Below are 20,273 nucleotides of genomic sequence, written 5' to 3'. Positions count from 1 at the left end.
CAAACATGGTGAAACCAGCATCCCGGCAGTCTCTCCGCCTGCAATCAATCCGCTCTGGTCGCTCAACAGAAGATGTTCTATATTAGGCGCGCGACGAAATGGACTTTTGTCACTCGAACAGAAAGGCCCCCGGCATGGATCGCTGCTGTCTCACACTTCTCATACTGAGCCAACTCATTTTCTGCATGGGCACCAGTTCCACTACCGATGCTGCAGAAACAGAGCCTCTCACGATCAAGGAGATCAACCAGACCTGGCAACAGCGTCGCGAACGTCTGCAGGCCATGCGGGTCGAACTGTCTCAGGAAACGACTTCCAGTAAGCTCCTCCTGTATCCTGAAGAAGAAACCCCCCTCAATCCCCCCAGCGACTATTCACCTCTGACTAAAGCAGATATGAAGCGTCTCAAAAAAGAACTGGTGATCAATCATGCCAGGTACTCAATACTGCTTGATTCCCCCAGGATTCGTTACCGCCACTGGGGACGCTATCCTTCTGACCGCCTGAAAGAGACCCTCTCATTCGATAGAACCTGCTTCAGCGATGGGCTGACAGTGACCAGACTGCTGCAGTCACCAGGGACACCCTCGATCCATATATTCAAAAAAAACGAGATGAGTGATGTGTTTTCCGCCCTGTCACAACTTCCGCTCCGCTGGGCACTCCTGGCAGGAGATCGCGACTTGGGAAAAACCCTGGAGGGTTTTACTGTCCGAAGTAATACGGAACCCATTTTGGATCTCGATTGTACCGTTCTGGAAAGGACTGATTCCGAGGGTACAGCCAGTCTCTGGGTCGCGCCCAAATCACACGATTGTACGGTACTGAAATATGAGTATCACAATGCCAATAAATTATTGATCTCCAGTCACATTCGATACAAAATAGATAATCGCTGGGGACAGATCCCCACGACTTGCGAAATCAAATCTTTTTATGGAGACGAGGATTTACTGCGAACCGGCTACAAATACACTTTCGATGCCTTTCATGCCAATGAGAGCATTCCAGCAGAAGAGTTCCTGGTGAAATTTCCCCAGGGAGCCCGTGTCTGGGACTCCCGTAAACGGGACGCCAATGGCAAGGTCATCTTCTATACGGTGAAATAAATTACCATTCCTTGATAAAAATGAGACACTCGCCATGCACACTCGCGCCGCTGTGTTGTATGAAATGGAGAAGCCGACTCCCTATGCCGAGTCGAAACCGCTGGTAATTGAAGAGCTGCAACTGGACAACCCCGGTCCGGGGGAAGTGCTCGTAGAACTGGCGGGTGCCGGTCTCTGTCATTCCGATCTCTCCACCATCGATGGCTCGCGGCCCCGGGTGATGCCGATGGTGATGGGACATGAAGCGAGCGGCATCGTTCGCGAAGTCGGTCCCGGCGTACATGACCTGCAACCTGATGATCACGTGGTCTTTTCTTTCGTCCCGTTGTGCGGTCACTGTATTCCCTGTGCCACCGGTCGTCCCGCTCTATGTGAACCTGGTGCGAAAGCCAATACCGCCGGGACCCTGCTTTCAGGACATCGTCCTTTTCGGAACGCTGCGGGAAAAGAGATCTATCACCATCTGGGTGTAGCCGCCTTTTCTGAATATACGGTGGTCGCTCAGGAATCATTAATCAAGATCGATTCACAACTCCCCTTGAGTACCGCCGCCCTGTTTGGCTGCGCGGTCATGACCGGTGTGGGCGCGGTGGTCAATACAGCCAAAGTGGAACCGGGTTCCAGCGTGGCCGTCTTCGGTCTGGGAGGCGTAGGCCTGAGCACCATTATGGGAGCCCGTGCTGCAGGTGCCGAATCGATCTTTGCCGTGGATCTGCTCCCCGAGAAACTCGAACTGGCAGCCCAGGTCGGTGCAACACATCTGATCAATGCCGGGGAGGAAGACCCCGTCATGCTGCTCAAAGATCTCATGCAGGGGGTTGATTACACTTTCGAAAGCGTCGGCAACGAACAGGTCCTGCAACAGGCTTATGCCGCCACTAAACGCGGTGGTACCACAGTCACCATCGGCCTCCCGCACCCAGCGAAAATGTTTTCCATTCCCGCAGTCAGCCTGGTCGCAGAGGAACGCACCATCAAAGGCTCTTATATGGGTTCGGCAGTTCCGCGGCGGGATCTACCGCGTTTCATCGCCATGTATCAGGCAGGCCTGCTCCCCGTCGACAAGCTGCTCTCGCGCACGATTCAACTGGATGAAATCAACTCCGCCTTCGATGACCTCGCCACCGGAGCCGCAGTTCGGCAGGTGATTACGTTTGAGAAGTAAGCGATGACGGGGTCACTCAGTCTGATAAGCTGGGCCCACGATCTCCCAAACCTCATCCGCCATCTGCTGCTGGCCCGCCTGAGAAAGATGGATACTGTCCAGCGTCGCCCCTCCGCCTGCGAGGACAGACAGAAAGACCCGTTTCGGCACCAGTTTGACTTCATATCTTGAAGCGAGTTTTCGCTGAATCAGTCCAAATCTGTTATAAAAGGGAGGCAGCGGTAGTTCCAGCATCACCAGTTGGCGCCCCGGGGCAGTCAGTTCCGCTAACAGTTGCTCCAGACCGGTTTCGAATTCCGCTGGCGTGGTCGAGCCCAGAATATCGTTTCCACCGATCTCCAGCAAAACTAGATGTGATTCGATTCGGGTCTCCGCAACTTGCTTTCGCGCCGAGGCGACAGTCGCCCCCACTCGTGACAAATCCTGCACAGTCAGCCCGTGTTCGTGGTTCAGAAGTACCGGCCAGGTTCTCGTCTGCTCATCCCCCAGGCCAGCAGTCACCGAATCACCAATCACTGTTAAACTCCGGTTGTCCACCGGATCGACATGCGGCAGCAGGTGAAATGGAAGTTCCCAACCCACTGCAGCCAGCCAGACGACGATCATCGCATACGAGAGTCCCCGCCGCTTCGGCTTTCGAAACTGTACCAGCAGCCAGATCAGGGTCACAATTCCCAATACGCCATACAACCACCAGGGCAGGGGAGTTGACGAGACAACCACCGCGATCACTCCCAGCAGAAACGCAAGGCCCATCCCGCGTCGGGCCAGCTTTGATTGGCTCAGTGACAGGAGAGCTGCCAGCAAAATCAGTGTGCAGCCAGTGAAGAATGCCTGACCGGAGGCGATGTGATAGACAACCGGATTCACGGATCCACTCCGGCACGCTGTTCCGAAAGATTGATCGTTGTCGCGCGCTGTCTTTTCTTTCTGAAATCGAGTAGCCACCACAGGGCAATCAAGAAATTGATCAGACCGATCAGCAGAAAATGAACTCCGCGTCCGGACCACCAGGCGAAACCAAATACACAAGCGAAGATCAGCAGCAGGATCATAAACACAACACTCTCCGGGCGGGGAGACTGCTCTGTCGTCTCAAAGATCGCGGCATTAAATTTCTGGTACTTTTCCCAACCTTCCTGCAGATCAAGATTAATCTCCCGTCGCAGGCGTTCTGTAATTTCAATCTGTTCCGCATTCTGGAAATTATCGATATGAAATTTAAACCGTTTCCCCGGAGCCTCCACAACTATCGCCCCCGTGAGAGAGTACCACTGCAGATGGGTTACTTCATCAAAGGGGATTTCGGTGATGTGGAAGACATCCCGCTTCACCAGTCTGATCCCGGATATTTCCAGTCGCTCCCGACTCCAGGCCAGGATACACCAGATCCCCAGCAGTGTGCAGAGCAGAAAGAACCCACCAAACAGCCAGGCGGAAAAGACCGGATAGCGAAAAGAGCCATCCAGATTATAGAAAGCAGCCAGCGTAGAACCGATGCCGACCAGCGAAAACAGACTCGTCCCGGCAATTCCCAGATAGAGATAAAAGCGACGGAGCCGATAAAAGATGACGGGTTGAGATGCACGCATCGTTTGAAGATCCCTCTTCTAGACTGACCCGCAGTAGATAATAAGATCGTCATTCATGGGAAATCACCTTCACCGAAAGTTGCCCCAGGCACTTATTTTCCCGATAACTACTGATCGTCAGTCCCTGAAATCCAGTACCTGCCAATCAGAATCCCGGTTACAGGTCCGAACAAAAACGCAGCCGGAATCCCATACCCCCGTACCGCAGAGATCCAGTTTTGTTCCGATCCTTTATAGTGATTAAAAGGAAATTCTCCCTCGATCCAGGCTCCCAACAGAGCAATTCCCACAACCAGAGCTACACCTCCCAGCAGACCATACATCGCATGCCGCACCCAGGGGCCGAATGTATGGAAGGCGAAGAAGGGACCGACCAGGATGAAGACAGTGACAAAACTGAGGATCAGGGTCCAGCGATAGCGCAATTCAGCAGTTTCAAAGAGGGTCGGATGGATGTAATCAGATCGCTGAATCACGTATGCCATCGTGAGCTGCGCGATAACCACTCCCACTAACAGGCCGGTAAAAGCACCGCCGATCAATCCCTTAAGTAGATTCGCAAGCCGCTGCCCCCACATAACCAAAACTTTCATATACAGAAAATGTTGTATCCTAAATCCAGTTTATTATCCTTGACAACAAGTATCAATTACTGATTCTTGCCCTCCGTTATTTGATTCCTGAATCAGCGTCATCACCAGTTATCCCATAATCGGAAAAGACTATGCCGGATCCTGATTTTCAGCTCACAGCAGATTTCTATTTCCCCTCGGGAGACTGCCCCGCGCTCGACTTGCAGGAAGTCATCGCACTGCTCAAAGATCGCATCCCCACAGCCACGATTGACTTTGAACGGGGGAGACAGCAGGTTCAAGCGAACATCGAACGGCTCAAAGCCCTTGGTGCACCGGAAATCATCTACCAGGGTGAATACCAGCTGTTAGACCGCACCATCTGTGTCGAAATCCCGGTACCGGGCCGTTCTGAGTTATTTACAGGGTACACAACCTGCTTCAGTTATTACGACGGCTGCCTCAACCTGGAATGTACTCCGTTTCATATCGAAGCCCTTAAATCCGGAGCCCTCTTCGTCGCGCGGTCACTGGAACTCGATTTGTCACTCACATCCTCCAGTAATCTAGAAATTGGTGTGCTCTGTAAACCGGGACGAATCTCCCCTCCCGATCTGATCGCAGAGCGTTTTGCCGACTTAGTCAGAGTTACTAGTGTGACTTCCATTTCGGTTGACTGGGAGATGCGTTTGGAATCTGCCTGCCTGACCTGGTTGAACGAGCACCCGGCGGAACAGACAACAAATCGCTGGAAGGCGATCTTCCCCGATGGACACAGTCTGGCACGTTCGTTGATCAATCGTCTGACATCAATGGGATCGGTTCGCGCGGCCAGCATCGTCAACTTCGACCGCGAATTCTGGCACGCATGTCTGGTTCTGGAATACGAAGAGTGGACTGGACTCGTCAATCTCTCAGGTCTGCCACAAGCTCTCTTCGCCGACAGATCGAATTGAAGACAAAAGATTCGTCAGCTACATCTCCCTTTCTGAATCCTGATTTCTCCGGATCCGCAAGTGACAATCCCGGCGGAGCCTGCTAATATTTAATTTAGTTTATATATTGCCCGCACCAGTTTGATTTCAGGATTGCCCAGATTCGATCCATGCATAATTCATTACGGATAGCTTTAATGCCCCTGATCCTCTCTCTCTGGGGAGTATCACTGCTTTATGGAGCAGAGGAGAGCGGGGCAGGACAAATTGAGTTCAACCGTGATATCCGGCCGATCCTCTCCGAGAAATGTCTTCACTGTCACGGGCCCGATGCGGCGACCCGCGAAGCCGATCTCCGTCTGGATGCCCAGGAAAACGCACTTCGTCCCCGTGATGGCTACCGCATTATTGATCGTCGGCATCCCCACCAGAGTGAGTTAGTCAAACGGCTGATCACCGCAGATGATTCTCTCAAAATGCCCCCCATTGATACCGGTAAGGAACTGTCGCTAGCGGAAATTGATTTGCTCAAACGCTGGATCGCAGCGGGAGCCGCCTATCAGCAGCACTGGTCTTTCATTCCACCCCGACGTCCAGACCTGCCTGAGGTTAATGAGCAGACCTGGGTACGAAACCCGATCGACCGATTCGTTCTGGCTCGACTGCAACAGGAAGGTCTTAAGCCGTCTCCTCGGGCTGACAAAGCGACACTCTGTCGGCGGCTCTCACTGGATCTGATCGGCCTGCCTCCCACACTGGAGGAACTGGACGCCTTCCTGCAGGACGACTCACCACAGGCCCTGGAAATCCTGATCGACCGCCTGCTCAGTTCGCCGCATTATGGCGAACATCGTGCCCGCTACTGGCTCGACGCAGCCCGCTACGCAGATACCAGCGGTTATTTCACTGATGAAGAGTGGGAGATGTGGCACTGGCGGGACTGGGTTATCGACGCTTTCAACCGGAACCTGCCTTTCGATCAGTTTACGATCGAGCAGCTGGCCGGAGACCTGCTCCCCGAACCGACTCAAAAACAGCTGATCGCCACCGGCTTCCATCGCAATCACATGACAACCCGCGAGACAGGAATCATTGATGAAGAGTACCGCGTGGAATACATCGTCGACCGCCTCGACACGACGTCCACGGTCTGGATGGGGCTCACCATGGGCTGCGCCCGCTGTCACGATCACAAATACGATCCGATCTCACAGAAAGAGTTCTATCAGCTCTTCGCCTTCTTCAACAATACTCCCGAGACCGGCAATACCCGCACTGCAGGTAACGCTCAACCGATTCTGCAGATCCCGTCCCCGGACTATAAGGACAAAGAACTGAAACTGCAGAACGAATTGAAAACCCTCGAACAACAACATCAGCAGAACGAAACGGAACTCGTTCGACTCCAAACAGAATGGGAACATCAGATTGCTAAGACGCTGATGTCCCCTCCGAACGAGCAACTGATTCTCCACGATCCCCTTGATGATCTGAACCAAAACCAGACATTCAAGGCCATCGGTAACGTCGAGAGCAACGCTGGCTTTCTGGGAGCGGCCGCGCAGTTTGACGGAACGGCCTTACTGGAGAGTCATCAACAACTCCCCCTCGATCGGCACACGCCCTTTTCCATCGCTGTCTGGATCAAACCCGCTTCGGGGGGACCAATCTGCATTCTTTCCCAAAATGACGATCGTCAACAACTCCGGGGCCTCGACATCATGCTCCGTAAAGGAAAGCTCTGCGTCCACCTGATCCACGCCTGGAACAGCAATGCGATTCAGGTGGTGACCGACGGCAGCATCAGTACCGGTCGCTGGCAGCATCTGCTCGTCACCTATGACGGCTCATCAACGGCAGCGGGAATTCGCATCTATCTGAATGGTACCTTACAAAGTACCTCTGCCCCCTACGACAGCCTTACCGACAGTATTAAAACCGACGAACCCTTTCGCCTCGGCCGCCGTTCGACCAGTGCCTTTTATAAGGGCGACCTCGATGAGCTGCGAATCTACAGCCGCACGTTAAGTGCAGAGGAAGCCAGGCAACTCGCCGATTCGCAATTCCTGACCGCCACTCTCGCGATCCCCAGGGAGAAACGCACGCAACAACAGCAGGAGGCATTACGAACTTACTTCCTCAATACGGCAGCCCCCGAGAAATTCCGTGGTACGGAACAGGCTCTGGAAAAGAAACGCAGTCAACTCGCCCGCTTGCGCAAGCAGATCCCCTCAACGATGGTGATGCAGGAAAACAAGGAACCACGGGAGACCTTTATTTTGGAGCGGGGCGTTTACAATCATCCGGGTGAAAAAGTAAGCGCCAGTGTCCCCACTGTCCTGCCAGGCTTCCGTGATCAATTCCCGACCAACCGTCTCGGACTGGCCCGCTGGCTCACCAGTCCTGAACACCCATTAACAGCTCGCGTCTATGTGAACCGGCTCTGGCAACAGATGTTTGGCGTCGGTCTGGTCAAAACGGTCGAAGACTTCGGCTCGCAGGGAGAATGGCCCAGTCATCCGGAACTGCTCGACTGGCTGGCCGTCGAATTTCGTGAAAGCGGCTGGGATGTCAAACACCTGATCAAGCTCATCGCGCTTTCAGCGACTTATCAGCAGTCTTCTCGCGGTACCAGCGAACTCTATGAGCGCGATCCCGAAAACCGGCTGCTCTCACGCGGCCCCCGTTTCCGACTCGATGCTGAGACGGTCCGCGACAATGCACTGCACATCAGCGGTCTGCTCCTAGCGAAGCAGGGGGGACCAAGCGTCAAACCTTATCAGCCGGCAGGTCTCTGGGAAGCGGTCTCCTATGATGGCGATGTCACCTATCAACAGGATTCGGGAGATGGGCTGTACCGTCGCAGCCTCTATACTTACTGGAAACGTCAGAGTCCTCCTCCCGGGCTGATGGCCTTCGATGCTCCAACCCGCGAAACATGTACTGTTCGTCGTCCACGCACCAACACACCGCTTCAGGCCCTCGTATTGATGAATGATCCGACTTACCTCGAAGCGGCCCGGGTACTGGCAACACGCACCTTAAAACAGGAGGAAAAGGAATCGGAGCGTATCGCTTTCCTGTTCCGTTCTGCCACCAGCCGTAGTCCCGATAAGCGGGAACAGCAGATTCTGACACGCCTGCTCCAGCAGCAAAAGCAGATCTATCACTCCGCCCCCGGTACAGCACAACAGTTAATTCAGGTTGGTGAAGCCCCCGTCGAGGCAACGATTCCTCCCTCGGAACTGGCAGCCTGGACCATGCTTGCCAGCACGATACTCAACATGGACGAGACCGTCACGAAACACTAATTCAACAGGATCCCCGATGCAGCACGAACTTAACCTGCTCCAACAGGAAGTCACCCGCCGGCAGTTTTTCCGCCGCAACGCCACAGGCATTGGTGCGGCTGCCCTGGGATCACTGCTCAATCCGGATCTCGATGCTGGTCCTGCTGATTCGGTAATCCCCTCCCATTTTCCGGGGAAAGCGAAACGTGTGATCTACCTGTTCATGCACGGCGGCCCCTCGCAGATGGAACTCTTCGACTATAAACCACGTCTCAAAGAGTTAAACGCGAGTCCGCTCCCCGACTCGGTTCGCGGTGATCAACGGCTGACCGGCATGACCTCCAATCAGAAATCGTTTCCGGTCGCAGCCCCTAACCAGTTCCGTTTCCAACGGCACGGAGAGAGTGGCACCTGTGTCAGCGATGCACTACCTCACCTGGCGAAGGTGATCGATGATGTCTGCGTAATCAAATCGATGCACACTGAAGCGATCAACCACGATCCGGCAGTCACACTGATGCAGACCGGACACCAGCAGCCGGGCCGCCCCAGCTTTGGCGCGTGGTCCAGTTATGGACTGGGCAGCGAGAACCAGAACCTGCCCGCGTTTGTGGTATTGATTTCCGACGGCAGCGCATCCCGTCCCGCGGATCCCCTGTATGCCCGCCTGTGGGGCACCGGATTTCTGCCTTCGAGTCACCAGGGAGTCAACTTCCGGAAGAACGGCGATCCGGTACTCTATCTCTCCAATCCGTCCGGCCTCACAGACGCCAGCAGACGGAGTATGCTGGACAGTCTGGCGCTGCTGAATCAAAGGCAGTTTGAAGCCTATCGCGATCCGAAAATCCAGACCCGCATTGCGCAATACGAGATGGCTTACCGCATGCAGACTTCCGTTCCTGACCTGACCGACTTTTCGAATGAAAGTGAGCAGACATTCGACCTCTATGGTGAGGCTTCCCGTAAACCGGGAACCTACGCCGCCAACTGCCTGCTGGCCCGGCGAATGGCAGAGCGGGGTGTGCGGTTCATTCAACTCTATCACCGGGGCTGGGACCAGCATTACAATCTGCCCAGCGACCTGCGTCTGCAGTGCGGCGACATCGACCAGCCAACCGCAGGACTGCTCACTGATCTCAAACAGCGGGGGCTGCTGGAAGACACTCTGATCATCTGGGGAGGCGAATTTGGACGCACGATTTACAGTCAGGGAACGCTCACCAGCACCGATTACGGCAGAGATCATCACGGCCGCTGCTTCACCATGTGGCTGGCCGGCGGCGGCATCAAACCGGGCATTTCCTACGGCGCAACCGATGATTTCTGTTACAACATCGCCGAGAACCCGGTCCACGTACACGACCTCAACGCAACGTTATTACATTGCATGGGTCTGAACCACGAACGCCTGATATACAAACACCAGGGCCGGGATTACCGTCTGACCGATGTACATGGGACGGTGATTAATGAAATTCTGTCGTAAACAAAAAGAATCGGACGGGATCATTTCTGATCTGAGTTGAGTCCCTGTCTGAGTACATCGCGAACCTGTTCCAGGATCATCCCCAGACGATTCAAACCGGTCCCGTCCTGTCCGCAACCCCAGAAATAGTCACCAGGAGCGTTTTCCACAATTGCCTCATCACCCGTGGAGAGTAAAAGTGCTTTTAATTCGAGGTGCGTCTGAAATTTCTTGAGTACGGCTGCCGACATGACATCCTCTTTCACTGTTTCCCAGTCGTCGCGGAGTTTGACCTTGCGGCTGCGTCCCAGCAGGGCCGCCTGTTTCGAATTATGGGCTGTTCTGATCCGTTCCCGGTATTCCGGATCACTGAATTTCTGCGCCTGAAAATAGTGTTCAACGCTCGGCCACCAGAGTCCGTCCATCTCGACCCCATGCGGCGAGAAGTTCGAAAACGCACCATACTTGTCGTTGCGGGTGTAGAAGTAAATCGCCATGTGAACAACTCTGTTTATTACCGGGAAAACCTGGATTCAATAAAAGCACCAATTTCCCTTACCAGATCTTCCGCTGACTCCGTTTTCGCCACCACGATATACCCCGACCAGGGATCCCACTCCAGCTCCACGATCTGTCTCTCACACTGATAATCCTGGAACATTTCATCCAGACCAATGGTCAGTTCACCCGCCGGTTCCAATTGAAACAGTCTGACCACGGATTTTGTGATTGTGGGATAACGGAGGGAATCGATGTCGTATAAGTCGATTGTCAACCGCCGGCTATCGTCGCGAGATTCCTGCATAGCGTTCACTGGCTTTGAAAATGAGGAAGCGGAATACATTCTTAATTAAAGACACCTGAGTTGGGGAGTAGGTTCCTTACTATTGCTCAGACTTCATGGACTGTTCTGCTTCCTCAACTGCTTTTGGCGGAAAGCGAATCATATTTATGTACTTGCGCATCATAGCAGGCAACTCAGTCATTTCTTCCGAAATCAGAAAATGGACATTCCACCACTCACCATGCCTGTTGATATAGAGCTCATAATCAGATCTGGCAGGATCATCAAACGAATCTTTCCGGACAATGACCATCCTTTCATAGGCTGGAAATCCCTGAAATTTGACGCATTTAAATTGCTCCAGATCATTCCGGTCAGGTAGCCTGTCTTCGTGGTTATAAGCCCCCACTTTGCCAATTATGAGAACCGCAAGATCACGTCTTTTACTGCTACCGCGAGGAGCGATGCGAAGCCAGTGTTTTTCAGGCCCCAGATCCCTGATTTGCCCCCAGTTGGGCGGAGGAATAAAAGAAATCCCAGATGCGTGAGCGACACGATTTTTTTCGTCTGGCGTCGTCACTGGAATCATTTTTCCGACAGGGCCATCTGGATTAGGAGGCTTTATTGCAGGATAAAGCAGAGCGATCAGAATGACATTGATGAAGAGTATCACAAGGAATTCCACCTTCGTAAAGCCGGACCGTCTGGGCTCTTTTCTCATATTGATCACGCGTTTTCTGGTTTCACTTTCTCGCGGATGGTTTGATTTCCGTCGAACAGGAAACGACGCTGTCAATCACCGCGAACACGCCCGTCGCGATTTCGTTCTTATTATCATTCACGGGCAGCCATTTTCTGACGAAGGATTGACCGTTTTTCAGTTTGAAGGTGGTATGCAGATCGCTGACCTGATGATTTCCCAGGGGAACCGAGATAACAACGATCAGATGCTGTTTGGAGCGGGTATCCGCGTCGAGCGTATCGATGGCACTGGTCGGGAGCGTCTCAACGACATCCAGTAATTTGACGCCTCGATAGAGCCTGTGTTCCGCACCGTTATTTTCGATCACCGCGGAAGGTTCAATTGGTGGCGCCGGTTTGTCGTTTTTTGAATTCCGGTTGGATCGCACGAATGCAATAATCAGAACCACAACCAGCAACTTTGCCACAACTCGCATGATATTTTCTCTCTTTAACTTACTTTCCAGAAATCTTAAGTGATGTATGTACTGTGTATATTCAATCAGAATTTCGCAGCACCATTCGTGACTGAAACAGTCGAGACCAGCAAAAACGAAGGAGCCAGGCTAATCCCAGCGCCAGTGAAGCATGAATTGCCAAGACGATCAGTTTGACAGGATGAAAGTTCGATCGAACATATAGAGAAGCGATCGTCCATTGAGGCCAGTTCCGATTCAACTCAACATGTAAACTTCCCTTTTCCGGTACAACCTGGATCAGGGAACTCAGACTGAATATCAACAAAAACCAGAGCCAGAAACGGGAGAGTTTTTTGCTTCCATAGAACACGGTAAAAATGGCAAACCCGCAAGCGAGACCGAAAGTGAGCCAGAGCATGAATGACTGCCGCTTCTCTTCAGGCCAGGTCAAATCAGTGTCAAACAGTAACAGCCCCAGAAACATAAACATGTAGGCGAGAAAAATATAAGAGCCAACAAAGCCAACCAACGCCTGCAAACTTTTCTGCAGATAATTTTCTGCTCGTCGGTCCAGATCCGTCATCGAATTTCCTCTTACTCAATTCTCGCACTTACATTACTTGGGTCTATCATGCCAATCTATTCACTTGAACACAAGCGAAGATCAGGATTGGTGGTGATCGGAAAAGCACAGATCAGCTGTAACAAGATTGAGAACCGTCACCGCGATACCTGCCGGACTGGAAATGACAACCAGATACTGCCCAGCGGGCAGCTCACAGATCTTCCGTCAGAACAGAAACCTCTGTCGGAAAGGTACTGAGATTGAAAAACCTCATGATGGATAATCCGGCCACGTAGCAGGCAAAATACCTGCTATCAAATATCCCATCCGCCACTGGTGGCACATCCAATCAGAGTCTGATTGTGTATGTTTTGGCTCTGGATCAGCTTCCATTCTCGACGCGCCAGCGGCGTTCTTTGGGAGGCACTGCTTTGTAGAGCACCTTAAAAGCCACCAGCATGAATAACAACGCCGGCATCAGCACAATTCCGGCCAGCAGTTTGGGAAAACGATCTCCTAGTACCAGGATACAGGTCAGATCGCTGAGTGAAATGAGCAGTCCCATCCAGACCAGGATTTTAAACCGAGTCAAGACAGCAGGACTGACGGGGGGAGAAGTAGTTTTCATCACGCGACTCCCTTTCATATCTGAGAAATGAATTGTGCCTCCATTTTACCCGCTAGTCACATGAACACAAGTTTTTTCTCCCACGCCATACATTTACATTGTCGCCAATAACAATTACAATCCGCTCAACAGACACCAGTTGAGGAGCGCCCATGCAGATTCTGACTCTCACCAAATACATCAAAGCCGACCTGATCGCCCGGCTGTCGCGGGATGAACTGTCGTCCGATGCGCTAACGCTGGCGGCACTCTCAGACCATTATCAGGTGAGCGTTACCCCAATCTATCATGCGATCAATGAATTGATTGAAGAAGGGTATCTCTATCGGGAAAAGAACCGGCGGCTGTGCGTCAATCAGGAGAAAATGAGCGATGCCCAGACCGCGGCGAAGTCCCCCCAACCGGCGCCCCCCGAAGATCATTTCAAACGCATCACCGATGACCTGCTCACGATGAGCCTGAATGGCGAATCCGTGTTTCTGCGGGAAATGGCGTCGGCGAAAAAGTATGACATCAGCCGCACCAGTCTGCGGAATATCTTCAATCGGCTGGCCGGTGACGGAATGCTGGAGCATGTCCCTCGCAGAGGCTGGAAGCTGCGTTCATTCAATCAACACGATCTCGATGCCTTCATCGAAGTTCGCGTGGTCCTCGAACTCAAGGCACTGGATCTGGCGAAGGAGAGCCTCGATAAACGGGTGCTGCAGAAAATACTGGACGGCAACCAGGTTCCCGAGACTGATGAGGAACCGCTGCAGATCGACAACAGCCTGCACGAATATCTGATCAAACAGTCGGACAACTATTACATCATCAGTTTTTTTGATCGGCACGGTCGTTATTTCGACCTGCTGTTCCTCTGGGAATCCAACGACCGCGATGCTGCCATTCAGGAGATCCAGCAGCATCAGCGAATCTTGAGCGCACTCATCAATGAAGACTGGACGAGCGCCCGCAAAGAGCTGGAATTGCACCTCCGCAGCAATCACCCGGTGCTCTCGCAACTTAAACGCTGACGTTTACTCTTCGTTACCCGCTTTGTGGTGCGATACAGTAATGGTACTGCTGATCCCACCCCGGGGAGTAAATTCTGCTCGCAGTTCGAGCCAGCGCGGATCGGTGACTGCAACCAGGTCATCCATAATGCGGTTGGTCACGTCTTCGTAGAAGGCACCCACGTTGCGATAGCTCTGCAGGTAAAGCTTGAGTGATTTCAGTTCGAAACAGACCTGATCGGGGATGTAAGTAATGATCAGTGTGCCGAAGTCAGGCTGACCGGTTTTGGGGCAGACCGAGGTGAATTCGGGACAGACCGTTTCCATGACATAGTCACGGTTGGGGTAGGGGTTTTCGAACGTTTCCAGCAGGCTGCGTGGGGAATCGGCTTCACTCATGGTCGTATGTTTCTCTATCGATGGATTCGGTATGACGTATCACAAATGTGATCGTGTTCTATAGCGATTCTCCGAGGCGTGCAAGCAAATCATACGCATTTTCACGCAAATCGGTTCAAATCTTGATAAAGATCCGCTGCAGATACATCCAGAGACAGATCAGCCACAGTATAAACAGAACGGTCGCAGATACGGCGATTGGGGCATAGGGACAATCTGAGCTGAACAGTGAACCGGCCACAGACCAGCCGGTCATTTTATCGACCGTGGTCAGATGCATTTCGAGCGACTTTTGAATCCAGGGACGAATCAACTGCGCCATAATATACATGGCAATCGAGTTCATGCCGACCACCACAAAGGGGAAGGCCCACTTTTTATAACCTTTGACGTCGATGATCCAATAAAATACTGCCAGGAACCAGAAGGCCCAGCCGGCACTAAAAATAGCCCAGCCCGGGGACCAGATCCGTTTGACAATTGGTACCAGGTGCCACTCCCATTGCTCGATATTAACCGGCCAGATTGAAGTATCCAGCAACATCGATATCACGAAACAGATCAACCCCGCCTGCAACAGCCATTTCACTTTCATTTTATCCAGGCGGTTGGACATCAACAGTTGTCCGGCCATCAGGCCAAACAACATGGTCGCGATGGACGGAATAAAATTGAGCGTCTGATATCCGCCGTGGTTTACCCAGAACTTCTGTTCCTGATAGGGCTCTTCGTAGCGAGGGAACTGGTTCAGCAACCGACGATCTACAGAAGCAGCCGCATTTGTGTGTTTATTCCACGGTTCTCCAAAGCCGGAAAACTGAGTCCACTCCGATTCGTCCAGGTGTTTGACTTCAGTCAGGTAGTTCTTGACGGCAGTCAACTCTGCCTCTGCAGGCATGTATTGATAGAAAAAGAACCAGTAACCTCCCAGAATGGTGACGACGCCAATCAGCTGCGTCACAAAAGACCGGTTTACATAAAAGAAGACCACTAAATAACCCAGACCGATCTGGCAGAGGACATTCGCAAAAGTGAAATTGGTGTGGGGGCCAGAGCGAGAAGAGAGAAAGACTCCCAGAGCCACAAGAAGCACCGATCGAAAAATGGCATGCCCCCAGATGCGGAGTGTGGAATCGCCTTTCTGCTTTCGCTTGCGTACCGAAAAGGGCATCGAAACGCCAACCATGAACATGAAAGACGGCTGAATCAGGTCCCAGAAACCGGCACCAGTCCACTCTACATGACTTAACTGGTAGGAGAGCGTCTGCCAGAGATACTTCCACGAGGACTCCCACTGCGTGCCGTCATACTGCTGCAGAATTTCAGGTGAGTTCCGCACCGCGTTGGCGATGTACAGACCTCCGGAGGCCATCGCCAGCATGACAAATCCGCGATAGGCATCCAGAGACGTCAGACGCTGACTGACCGGGGGTGTTTTCCCCTGTTTCTGTTCCTGCTCTTCTTTTTCAGCGGTTGCGGGAGGGATCGCCGGGGGTGCGACAGACTCTGTTTCCGGAGTTTTCTGCAGAGGAATGGTTTCCGGCTCATGCGACTCTGAATTCGGAGTATTTTGTGTCATCTGATTTACCGATGAAGAAAGAAAAGCTAAGGTATGACTACAGTCATTCAACTGGTTCTGCCAGTCGCTGAAAGACTGCTTTTATCGTACCGTGTCTGGCTGGCAGTGTAAAACATCAAACAAAGTCGATCTTTCCTTATTTTAAGCAGAGTTTCATGACCATCCTGGTGACCGGCGGTGCCGGCTATATCGGCTCGCATTGTGTCCGGCAGTTAATTCAGTCCGGCAAAAAAGTCTGCGTGATCGACAATCTATCACGGGGACATCGTGTGGCAGTCCCTGCTGAAGCCTCTTTCTTTCAGTTAGATCTGCTGGAGACAGAGCCACTCACGGAAATCATGAAATCCCAGCGGATTGAAAAGGTCATTCATTTCGCAGCCCTGGCTTATGTTGGGGAATCGGTAGCGGACCCTTTGCCGTACTATACTAACAATACTGCAGGTACGCTTTCATTGTTACGGGCCATGCGTCAGGCACGTGTAAGTCAGCTTGTTTTCAGTTCGTCCTGTGCGACCTACGGTATTCCGGATCAACTTCCCATAACAGAAGATAGCCCACAACGCCCCATCAACCCTTACGGCTGGTCCAAACTGTTTGTCGAACAGATCCTGAAAGACTGCGCCAGCAGTTATCCCAACTTCGGTTTTATCGGCTTACGTTACTTTAACGTGGCAGGCTGCTCGAAAGATGGTGCGGTAGGGGAAGATCACAATCCGGAAACACACCTGATCCCCAACTGTCTTCGTACCGCCCTGGGACAGCAATCTCATATCACAGTGCTGGGGAACGATTATCCGACTCCAGATGGAACCTGCATTCGCGACTATATTCACGTGGAAGATATCTGTTCTGCCCACCTGCTGGCCCTGAATGCATTGACCACGCAATCCAGCCGTTTTTATAACGTTGGTCTGGGGCAGGGCTTCTCGGTTCAGGAAGTGATCAGCACATCGGAAAAAGTGACAGGCTGTCCCATTCCCGTTGATATCCAGCCACGACGCCCCGGTGACCCCCCCATGCTCTCCGCTTCTCACGAACGGATTTCGAGCGAACTGGGCTGGTCTCCGAAATACAGGAGTCTGGAAGAGATCATACAGACAGCCTGGGACTGGTTCCGGACTCATCCCGCCGGTTATCGGACGGATCATCCATAGTGGCGATTGATTTCCCGGAAGTCCGTTTTCGTGGCACACTCAGGCCATCGCAGGCTGAGGCGATTTCGGTAATTGAACAGCAGTTGAACTCCGGCAAAAAACGACTGCACATCGTCGCACCTCCCGGCTCCGGCAAAACGGTGCTCGGTCTTTATCTCTGGGCGCAGCACGTCAGACGTCCCGCCCTGGTACTGTCTCCCAATTCGGCAATTCAGTCCCAGTGGGCAGCACGCACCGATCTGTTTCATTCGCCCGTCGATACCCGGCAGCTTGTCACAACGGACTCGGAACAGAATGCACTTTTGACTTCACTGACCTACCAGTCAGTGACTCTCCCACGACAGGGAGACTCCGAAGTTGAAGAAGCAGCGTTGGAATACTGGATCGAATTATTGATCGCTCGAGAACAGGCCCAGGATCCTCTGGAAGCATTCACCTGGATTGCGGATCTCAAACAGCACAATCCCGAATATTACGAGAAGCGGTTCCGTACCTATCGTAAGACAGTGCGTGACCAACTGGTGCTGAGCGGGAATGCACTCGATCTACTGCACGCTTCCTCTCAAGAAACGCTCAATCAGCTCAAGGGCAGGGGAGTTGGCCTGATTATCTTCGACGAATGTCACCACCTGATGGGGCACTGGGGGCGCGTCCTCGCGGATGCACACGACTTTCTGGAACAACCCGTCATCATCGGCCTGACCGCCACGCCTCCTGACGAAAAAGGGAAACTTCAGGAGGACATTGATCGCTATCACAACTTTTTCGGACCGATTGATTACGAAGTTCCGATTCCTGCGGTGGTCAAGGACGGCTATCTGGCTCCATATCAGGACCTGGCTTACTTTGTGCGTCCTGCGACGGAAGAACTGACTTATATCGCAAATACCGATGACCAGTTGCAGCAGATCATGGAAACCCTGTGCAGCGAGAAAGAAGTGACTCCTCTGATCTCTGATGCCGACGCATCCGATGAAACTTCGCTCGTGCCACAGGAGCGGGTCGAGCCACTCCCAGAATGGCTATTGTCTCTCCTGCAGAATCTGGAACTGCCTTCCGGCAAAGTGGATGACTGGACGACCTTCGAACGCCGCGATCCTTCACTGGCGGACGCGGCCCGACTGTTTCTGCAACAACGAGGACTGGAACTTCCGTCACACGTACCGCCTCTGGACATCACCAACATCGACGAAGAGATCCCCCGACTGAATTACTGGGGGCCTGTACTGGATCGCTACATCCGACATCGACTCCGGCGTTCCCCCGCGCTAGACGATCAAGAGCTGGCGACACAAACCGTCGATCAGTTGCGACTGTTGGGACTGCAAATCACGGAAACCGGTTCACAACCCTGTGCGTCCCCGGTAGGACGCGTGATTGCGTATTCGCGGAGCAAAATTCAGGCACTGATTCCTGTCCTCCGAGCCGAGATGCAGAATCTGGGAGCCACGATACGCGCCGTGGTGATAGCTGACTTTGAAAAGACTTCAGCCACCTCAGCTGAAGTGGAGCATCTGCTCGATGAAGAAGCGGGGGGCGCCATCGCTGCTTTCAAAGAACTGGTCAGAGACCCGGAAACCGATAAATTAAATCCTGTGCTGCTCACCGGCTCCAGCGTGCTGGTTGATGATGATATCGGAGAGCTCCTGCAGACGACGGCTGAACAATGGCTGGCTGATCGAAAGATTGAGGTCACGCTCAGCCTGCAGCCTTACGATGGATTCCATGTCCTCAATGGCAGTGGTTCACAGTGGTCTCCCCGGGTGTACGTGGAGATGATTACAGACCTCTTTCAACAGGGACTCACCTGCTGCCTGGTGGGAACCCGGGGGCTGTTGGGGGAAGGTTGGGACGCGAATAAAATCAATGTTTTGGTCGATTTGACAACTGTGACTACATCAATGACGGTCAACCAGCTTCGGGGCCGCTCTTTTCGCCTGGATCCGGACATACCCACTAAAGTTGCGAACAACTGGGACATTGTCTGTATTGCGCCGGAATTCACCAAAGGACTCGACGACTACGAACGCTTTATCAAAAAGCACAAACGCCTGTTTGGCGTTACCGATGACGGCCTGATCGAAAAAGGCGTCGGTCATGTCCACGCTGCTTTTACCGAGATCAAGCCGGAAGGTCTCGAAGGTTCCGTGCAGCTGCTAAATAGCGACATGTTAACACGTGCTTCCAAACGAGACGACTCACGTGCCCTGTGGAGAATCGGAGAACCCTATCAGGGACTTCCGCTCAAAACGATTGAATTGAACAATGGTGGCCGAGCAGCGGGAGGCGGAGGCTTTCCCCCTTTCAGCGGAATACGTCAGCCCTGGTCGTCCCATTCACTAACGAAAGCTGTCAGTCAGGCAGTACTGGCAGCGTTGCAGGAAACGCACCTGATCTCCAGTAACTCCCGAATGCAGGTCGGGGAACGTTCCGGAAACTACATTCGTGTGTTTCTGGATCAGGCTCCCGAAGACGACTGCGATCGATTTCTCGAAGCCGTACAACAGGTTTTCGGTCCACTTCAGGGAGCACGATATGTAATCCCCCGTGTGGTGCACGAGATTGAGGACACCTGGATTTCCAGTCTGCTGCCTGATTTGCTAGGACGATACTTTCGCAAACGTCAGGAACAACTGGCGATGGTACATGCGGTTCCTTCCGAACTGGCCCGCAACAAACAGCTCGTCTCTGTATTTGAGAAGCACTGGAATCAGCATGTCAGTCCGGGCGAGGCCTGCTTCGCTTATCGAGGTAAAGGAGCAGAGCTGCTCGAACACGCGCAGCGCAGTGGACTGTCACCGCATGCGAAAATCCATCGTAAAGAAATATTCGTCTGATAGGAATAAACCGGTAGGCCACACTTGAGTATGGCCTACCGGCG

19 protein-coding genes are annotated in these 20,273 nt (G+C 52.8%); 8 read left to right on the top strand and 11 right to left on the bottom strand.

Translation table 11 applies throughout. The features are described from left to right. Positions 1 to 134 precede the first annotated feature (134 nt). Both FYZ48_RS10605 and FYZ48_RS10600 read left to right on the top strand, forming a co-directional pair. A complete protein-coding gene (locus FYZ48_RS10605; RefSeq protein WP_149340148.1) occupies positions 135 to 1,109 on the top strand; it encodes a hypothetical protein in 975 nt (324 codons plus the stop codon). Positions 1,110 to 1,143: 34 nt separating this feature from the next. Continuing rightward, complete coding sequence (locus FYZ48_RS10600; RefSeq protein WP_149340145.1) at positions 1,144 to 2,274, top strand: zinc-dependent alcohol dehydrogenase family protein; 1,131 nt, start codon at positions 1,144 to 1,146, stop codon at positions 2,272 to 2,274. A 12-nt stretch (positions 2,275 to 2,286) separates the two neighbouring features. Here the strand turns inward: FYZ48_RS10600 and FYZ48_RS10595 are convergent, their stop codons facing one another. The 3 genes from FYZ48_RS10595 to FYZ48_RS10585 all read right to left on the bottom strand — a co-directional run bounded on the left by FYZ48_RS10595 (position 2,287) and on the right by FYZ48_RS10585 (position 4,459). Beyond that, positions 2,287 to 3,144: a GDSL-type esterase/lipase family protein gene (locus tag FYZ48_RS10595; RefSeq protein ID WP_149340143.1), complete on the bottom strand. Its 858-nt coding sequence runs from the start codon at positions 3,142 to 3,144 to the stop codon at positions 2,287 to 2,289. Then, a complete protein-coding gene (locus FYZ48_RS10590) occupies positions 3,141 to 3,866 on the bottom strand; it encodes a hypothetical protein (RefSeq protein WP_149340141.1) in 726 nt (241 codons plus the stop codon). The genes FYZ48_RS10595 and FYZ48_RS10590 overlap by 4 nt, the downstream gene beginning before the upstream one ends. A gap of 107 nt (positions 3,867 to 3,973) precedes the next feature. Then, a complete protein-coding gene (locus tag FYZ48_RS10585) occupies positions 3,974 to 4,459 on the bottom strand; it encodes a hypothetical protein (protein WP_149340139.1) in 486 nt (161 codons plus the stop codon). 131 nt (positions 4,460 to 4,590) lie between these two features. On the opposite strand from FYZ48_RS10585, the gene FYZ48_RS10580 reads away from it, so the two are divergent. The 3 genes from FYZ48_RS10580 (at position 4,591) to FYZ48_RS10570 (ending at position 10,149) form a co-directional block, all read left to right on the top strand. Further along, complete coding sequence (locus tag FYZ48_RS10580) at positions 4,591 to 5,394, top strand: hypothetical protein (protein WP_149340137.1); 804 nt, start codon at positions 4,591 to 4,593, stop codon at positions 5,392 to 5,394. Between the two features lie 149 nt (positions 5,395 to 5,543). Beyond that, positions 5,544 to 8,684 (top strand): DUF1553 domain-containing protein, encoded by a 3,141-nt coding sequence (locus FYZ48_RS10575; protein WP_149340135.1) that lies wholly within the window; start codon positions 5,544 to 5,546, stop codon positions 8,682 to 8,684. Positions 8,685 to 8,700: 16 nt separating this feature from the next. After that, positions 8,701 to 10,149, top strand: coding sequence for a DUF1501 domain-containing protein (locus FYZ48_RS10570; protein WP_149340133.1), 1,449 nt, complete (start codon positions 8,701 to 8,703; stop codon positions 10,147 to 10,149). 20 nt (positions 10,150 to 10,169) lie between these two features. Here FYZ48_RS10570 and FYZ48_RS10565 read toward each other — a convergent pair whose 3' ends face one another. From FYZ48_RS10565 to FYZ48_RS10540, 6 genes are all read right to left on the bottom strand, one after another. Continuing rightward, a complete protein-coding gene (locus tag FYZ48_RS10565; RefSeq protein WP_149340131.1) occupies positions 10,170 to 10,625 on the bottom strand; it encodes an NADAR family protein in 456 nt (151 codons plus the stop codon). A gap of 17 nt (positions 10,626 to 10,642) precedes the next feature. Next, on the bottom strand, positions 10,643 to 10,933 hold the full coding sequence (locus FYZ48_RS10560) for a hypothetical protein (RefSeq protein ID WP_149340129.1): 291 nt from the start codon (positions 10,931 to 10,933) through the stop codon (positions 10,643 to 10,645). 79 nt (positions 10,934 to 11,012) lie between these two features. Then, complete coding sequence (locus FYZ48_RS10555) at positions 11,013 to 11,585, bottom strand: hypothetical protein (RefSeq protein ID WP_149340127.1); 573 nt, start codon at positions 11,583 to 11,585, stop codon at positions 11,013 to 11,015. 70 nt (positions 11,586 to 11,655) lie between these two features. After that, the gene (locus tag FYZ48_RS10550; RefSeq protein ID WP_149340125.1) at positions 11,656 to 12,090 is read right to left on the bottom strand and encodes a hypothetical protein; all 435 of its coding nucleotides are present in this window, start codon (positions 12,088 to 12,090) and stop codon (positions 11,656 to 11,658) included. A gap of 61 nt (positions 12,091 to 12,151) precedes the next feature. After that, on the bottom strand, positions 12,152 to 12,655 hold the full coding sequence (locus FYZ48_RS10545) for a hypothetical protein (protein ID WP_149340122.1): 504 nt from the start codon (positions 12,653 to 12,655) through the stop codon (positions 12,152 to 12,154). 364 nt (positions 12,656 to 13,019) lie between these two features. After that, positions 13,020 to 13,265, bottom strand: a complete 246-nt coding sequence (locus tag FYZ48_RS10540; protein WP_145040986.1) for a hypothetical protein — start codon at positions 13,263 to 13,265, stop codon at positions 13,020 to 13,022. Between the two features lie 152 nt (positions 13,266 to 13,417). Between FYZ48_RS10540 and FYZ48_RS10535 the strand changes: the two genes are divergently transcribed. Then, positions 13,418 to 14,281, top strand: coding sequence for a GntR family transcriptional regulator (locus FYZ48_RS10535; protein WP_242022567.1), 864 nt, complete (start codon positions 13,418 to 13,420; stop codon positions 14,279 to 14,281). Positions 14,282 to 14,284: 3 nt separating this feature from the next. Here the strand turns inward: FYZ48_RS10535 and queF are convergent, their stop codons facing one another. Beyond that, positions 14,285 to 14,659, bottom strand: a complete 375-nt coding sequence (queF, locus tag FYZ48_RS10530; protein WP_145040981.1) for a preQ(1) synthase — start codon at positions 14,657 to 14,659, stop codon at positions 14,285 to 14,287. Positions 14,660 to 14,774: 115 nt separating this feature from the next. Continuing rightward, a complete protein-coding gene (locus FYZ48_RS10525; protein ID WP_149340120.1) occupies positions 14,775 to 16,238 on the bottom strand; it encodes an acyltransferase family protein in 1,464 nt (487 codons plus the stop codon). 155 nt (positions 16,239 to 16,393) lie between these two features. Between FYZ48_RS10525 and galE the strand changes: the two genes are divergently transcribed. After that, complete coding sequence (gene galE / locus FYZ48_RS10520) at positions 16,394 to 17,392, top strand: UDP-glucose 4-epimerase GalE (protein ID WP_149340118.1); 999 nt, start codon at positions 16,394 to 16,396, stop codon at positions 17,390 to 17,392. Next, positions 17,392 to 20,229 carry a DEAD/DEAH box helicase gene (locus FYZ48_RS10515; protein ID WP_149340116.1) on the top strand — a complete coding sequence of 946 codons (2,838 nt, stop codon included), beginning with the start codon at positions 17,392 to 17,394 and terminating at the stop codon, positions 20,227 to 20,229. Before galE ends, FYZ48_RS10515 begins: the two co-directional genes overlap by 1 nt. Positions 20,230 to 20,273: the final 44 nt, after the last annotated feature.

Origin of the sequence: Gimesia chilikensis (assembly GCF_008329715.1) — a bacterium.
In the GTDB taxonomy this organism is placed as follows: domain Bacteria; phylum Planctomycetota; class Planctomycetia; order Planctomycetales; family Planctomycetaceae; genus Gimesia; species Gimesia chilikensis.
Note: the sequence above shows the minus strand (reverse complement) of the source record. Positions and strands in the feature narration are given on the sequence as shown.

Bases quoted from the DNA above. Each gene is read 5' to 3' on its own strand.
- FYZ48_RS10605 (WP_149340148.1), top strand. From the start codon at position 135: ATGGATCGCTGCTGTCTCACACTTCTCATACTGAGCCAACTCATTTTC.
- FYZ48_RS10600 (WP_149340145.1), top strand. From the start codon at position 1,144: ATGCACACTCGCGCCGCTGTGTTGTATGAAATGGAGAAGCCGACTCCC.
- FYZ48_RS10590 (WP_149340141.1), bottom strand. From the start codon at position 3,866: ATGCGTGCATCTCAACCCGTCATCTTTTATCGGCTCCGTCGCTTTTAT.
- FYZ48_RS10585 (WP_149340139.1), bottom strand. From the start codon at position 4,459: ATGAAAGTTTTGGTTATGTGGGGGCAGCGGCTTGCGAATCTACTTAAG.
- FYZ48_RS10580 (WP_149340137.1), top strand. From the start codon at position 4,591: ATGCCGGATCCTGATTTTCAGCTCACAGCAGATTTCTATTTCCCCTCG.
- FYZ48_RS10575 (WP_149340135.1), top strand. From the start codon at position 5,544: ATGCATAATTCATTACGGATAGCTTTAATGCCCCTGATCCTCTCTCTC.
- FYZ48_RS10570 (WP_149340133.1), top strand. From the start codon at position 8,701: ATGCAGCACGAACTTAACCTGCTCCAACAGGAAGTCACCCGCCGGCAG.
- FYZ48_RS10565 (WP_149340131.1), bottom strand. From the start codon at position 10,625: ATGGCGATTTACTTCTACACCCGCAACGACAAGTATGGTGCGTTTTCG.
- FYZ48_RS10560 (WP_149340129.1), bottom strand. From the start codon at position 10,933: ATGCAGGAATCTCGCGACGATAGCCGGCGGTTGACAATCGACTTATAC.
- FYZ48_RS10550 (WP_149340125.1), bottom strand. From the start codon at position 12,090: ATGCGAGTTGTGGCAAAGTTGCTGGTTGTGGTTCTGATTATTGCATTC.
- FYZ48_RS10545 (WP_149340122.1), bottom strand. From the start codon at position 12,655: ATGACGGATCTGGACCGACGAGCAGAAAATTATCTGCAGAAAAGTTTG.
- FYZ48_RS10540 (WP_145040986.1), bottom strand. From the start codon at position 13,265: ATGAAAACTACTTCTCCCCCCGTCAGTCCTGCTGTCTTGACTCGGTTT.
- FYZ48_RS10535 (WP_242022567.1), top strand. From the start codon at position 13,418: ATGCAGATTCTGACTCTCACCAAATACATCAAAGCCGACCTGATCGCC.
- queF (WP_145040981.1), bottom strand. From the start codon at position 14,659: ATGAGTGAAGCCGATTCCCCACGCAGCCTGCTGGAAACGTTCGAAAAC.
- FYZ48_RS10525 (WP_149340120.1), bottom strand. From the start codon at position 16,238: ATGACACAAAATACTCCGAATTCAGAGTCGCATGAGCCGGAAACCATT.
- galE (WP_149340118.1), top strand. From the start codon at position 16,394: ATGACCATCCTGGTGACCGGCGGTGCCGGCTATATCGGCTCGCATTGT.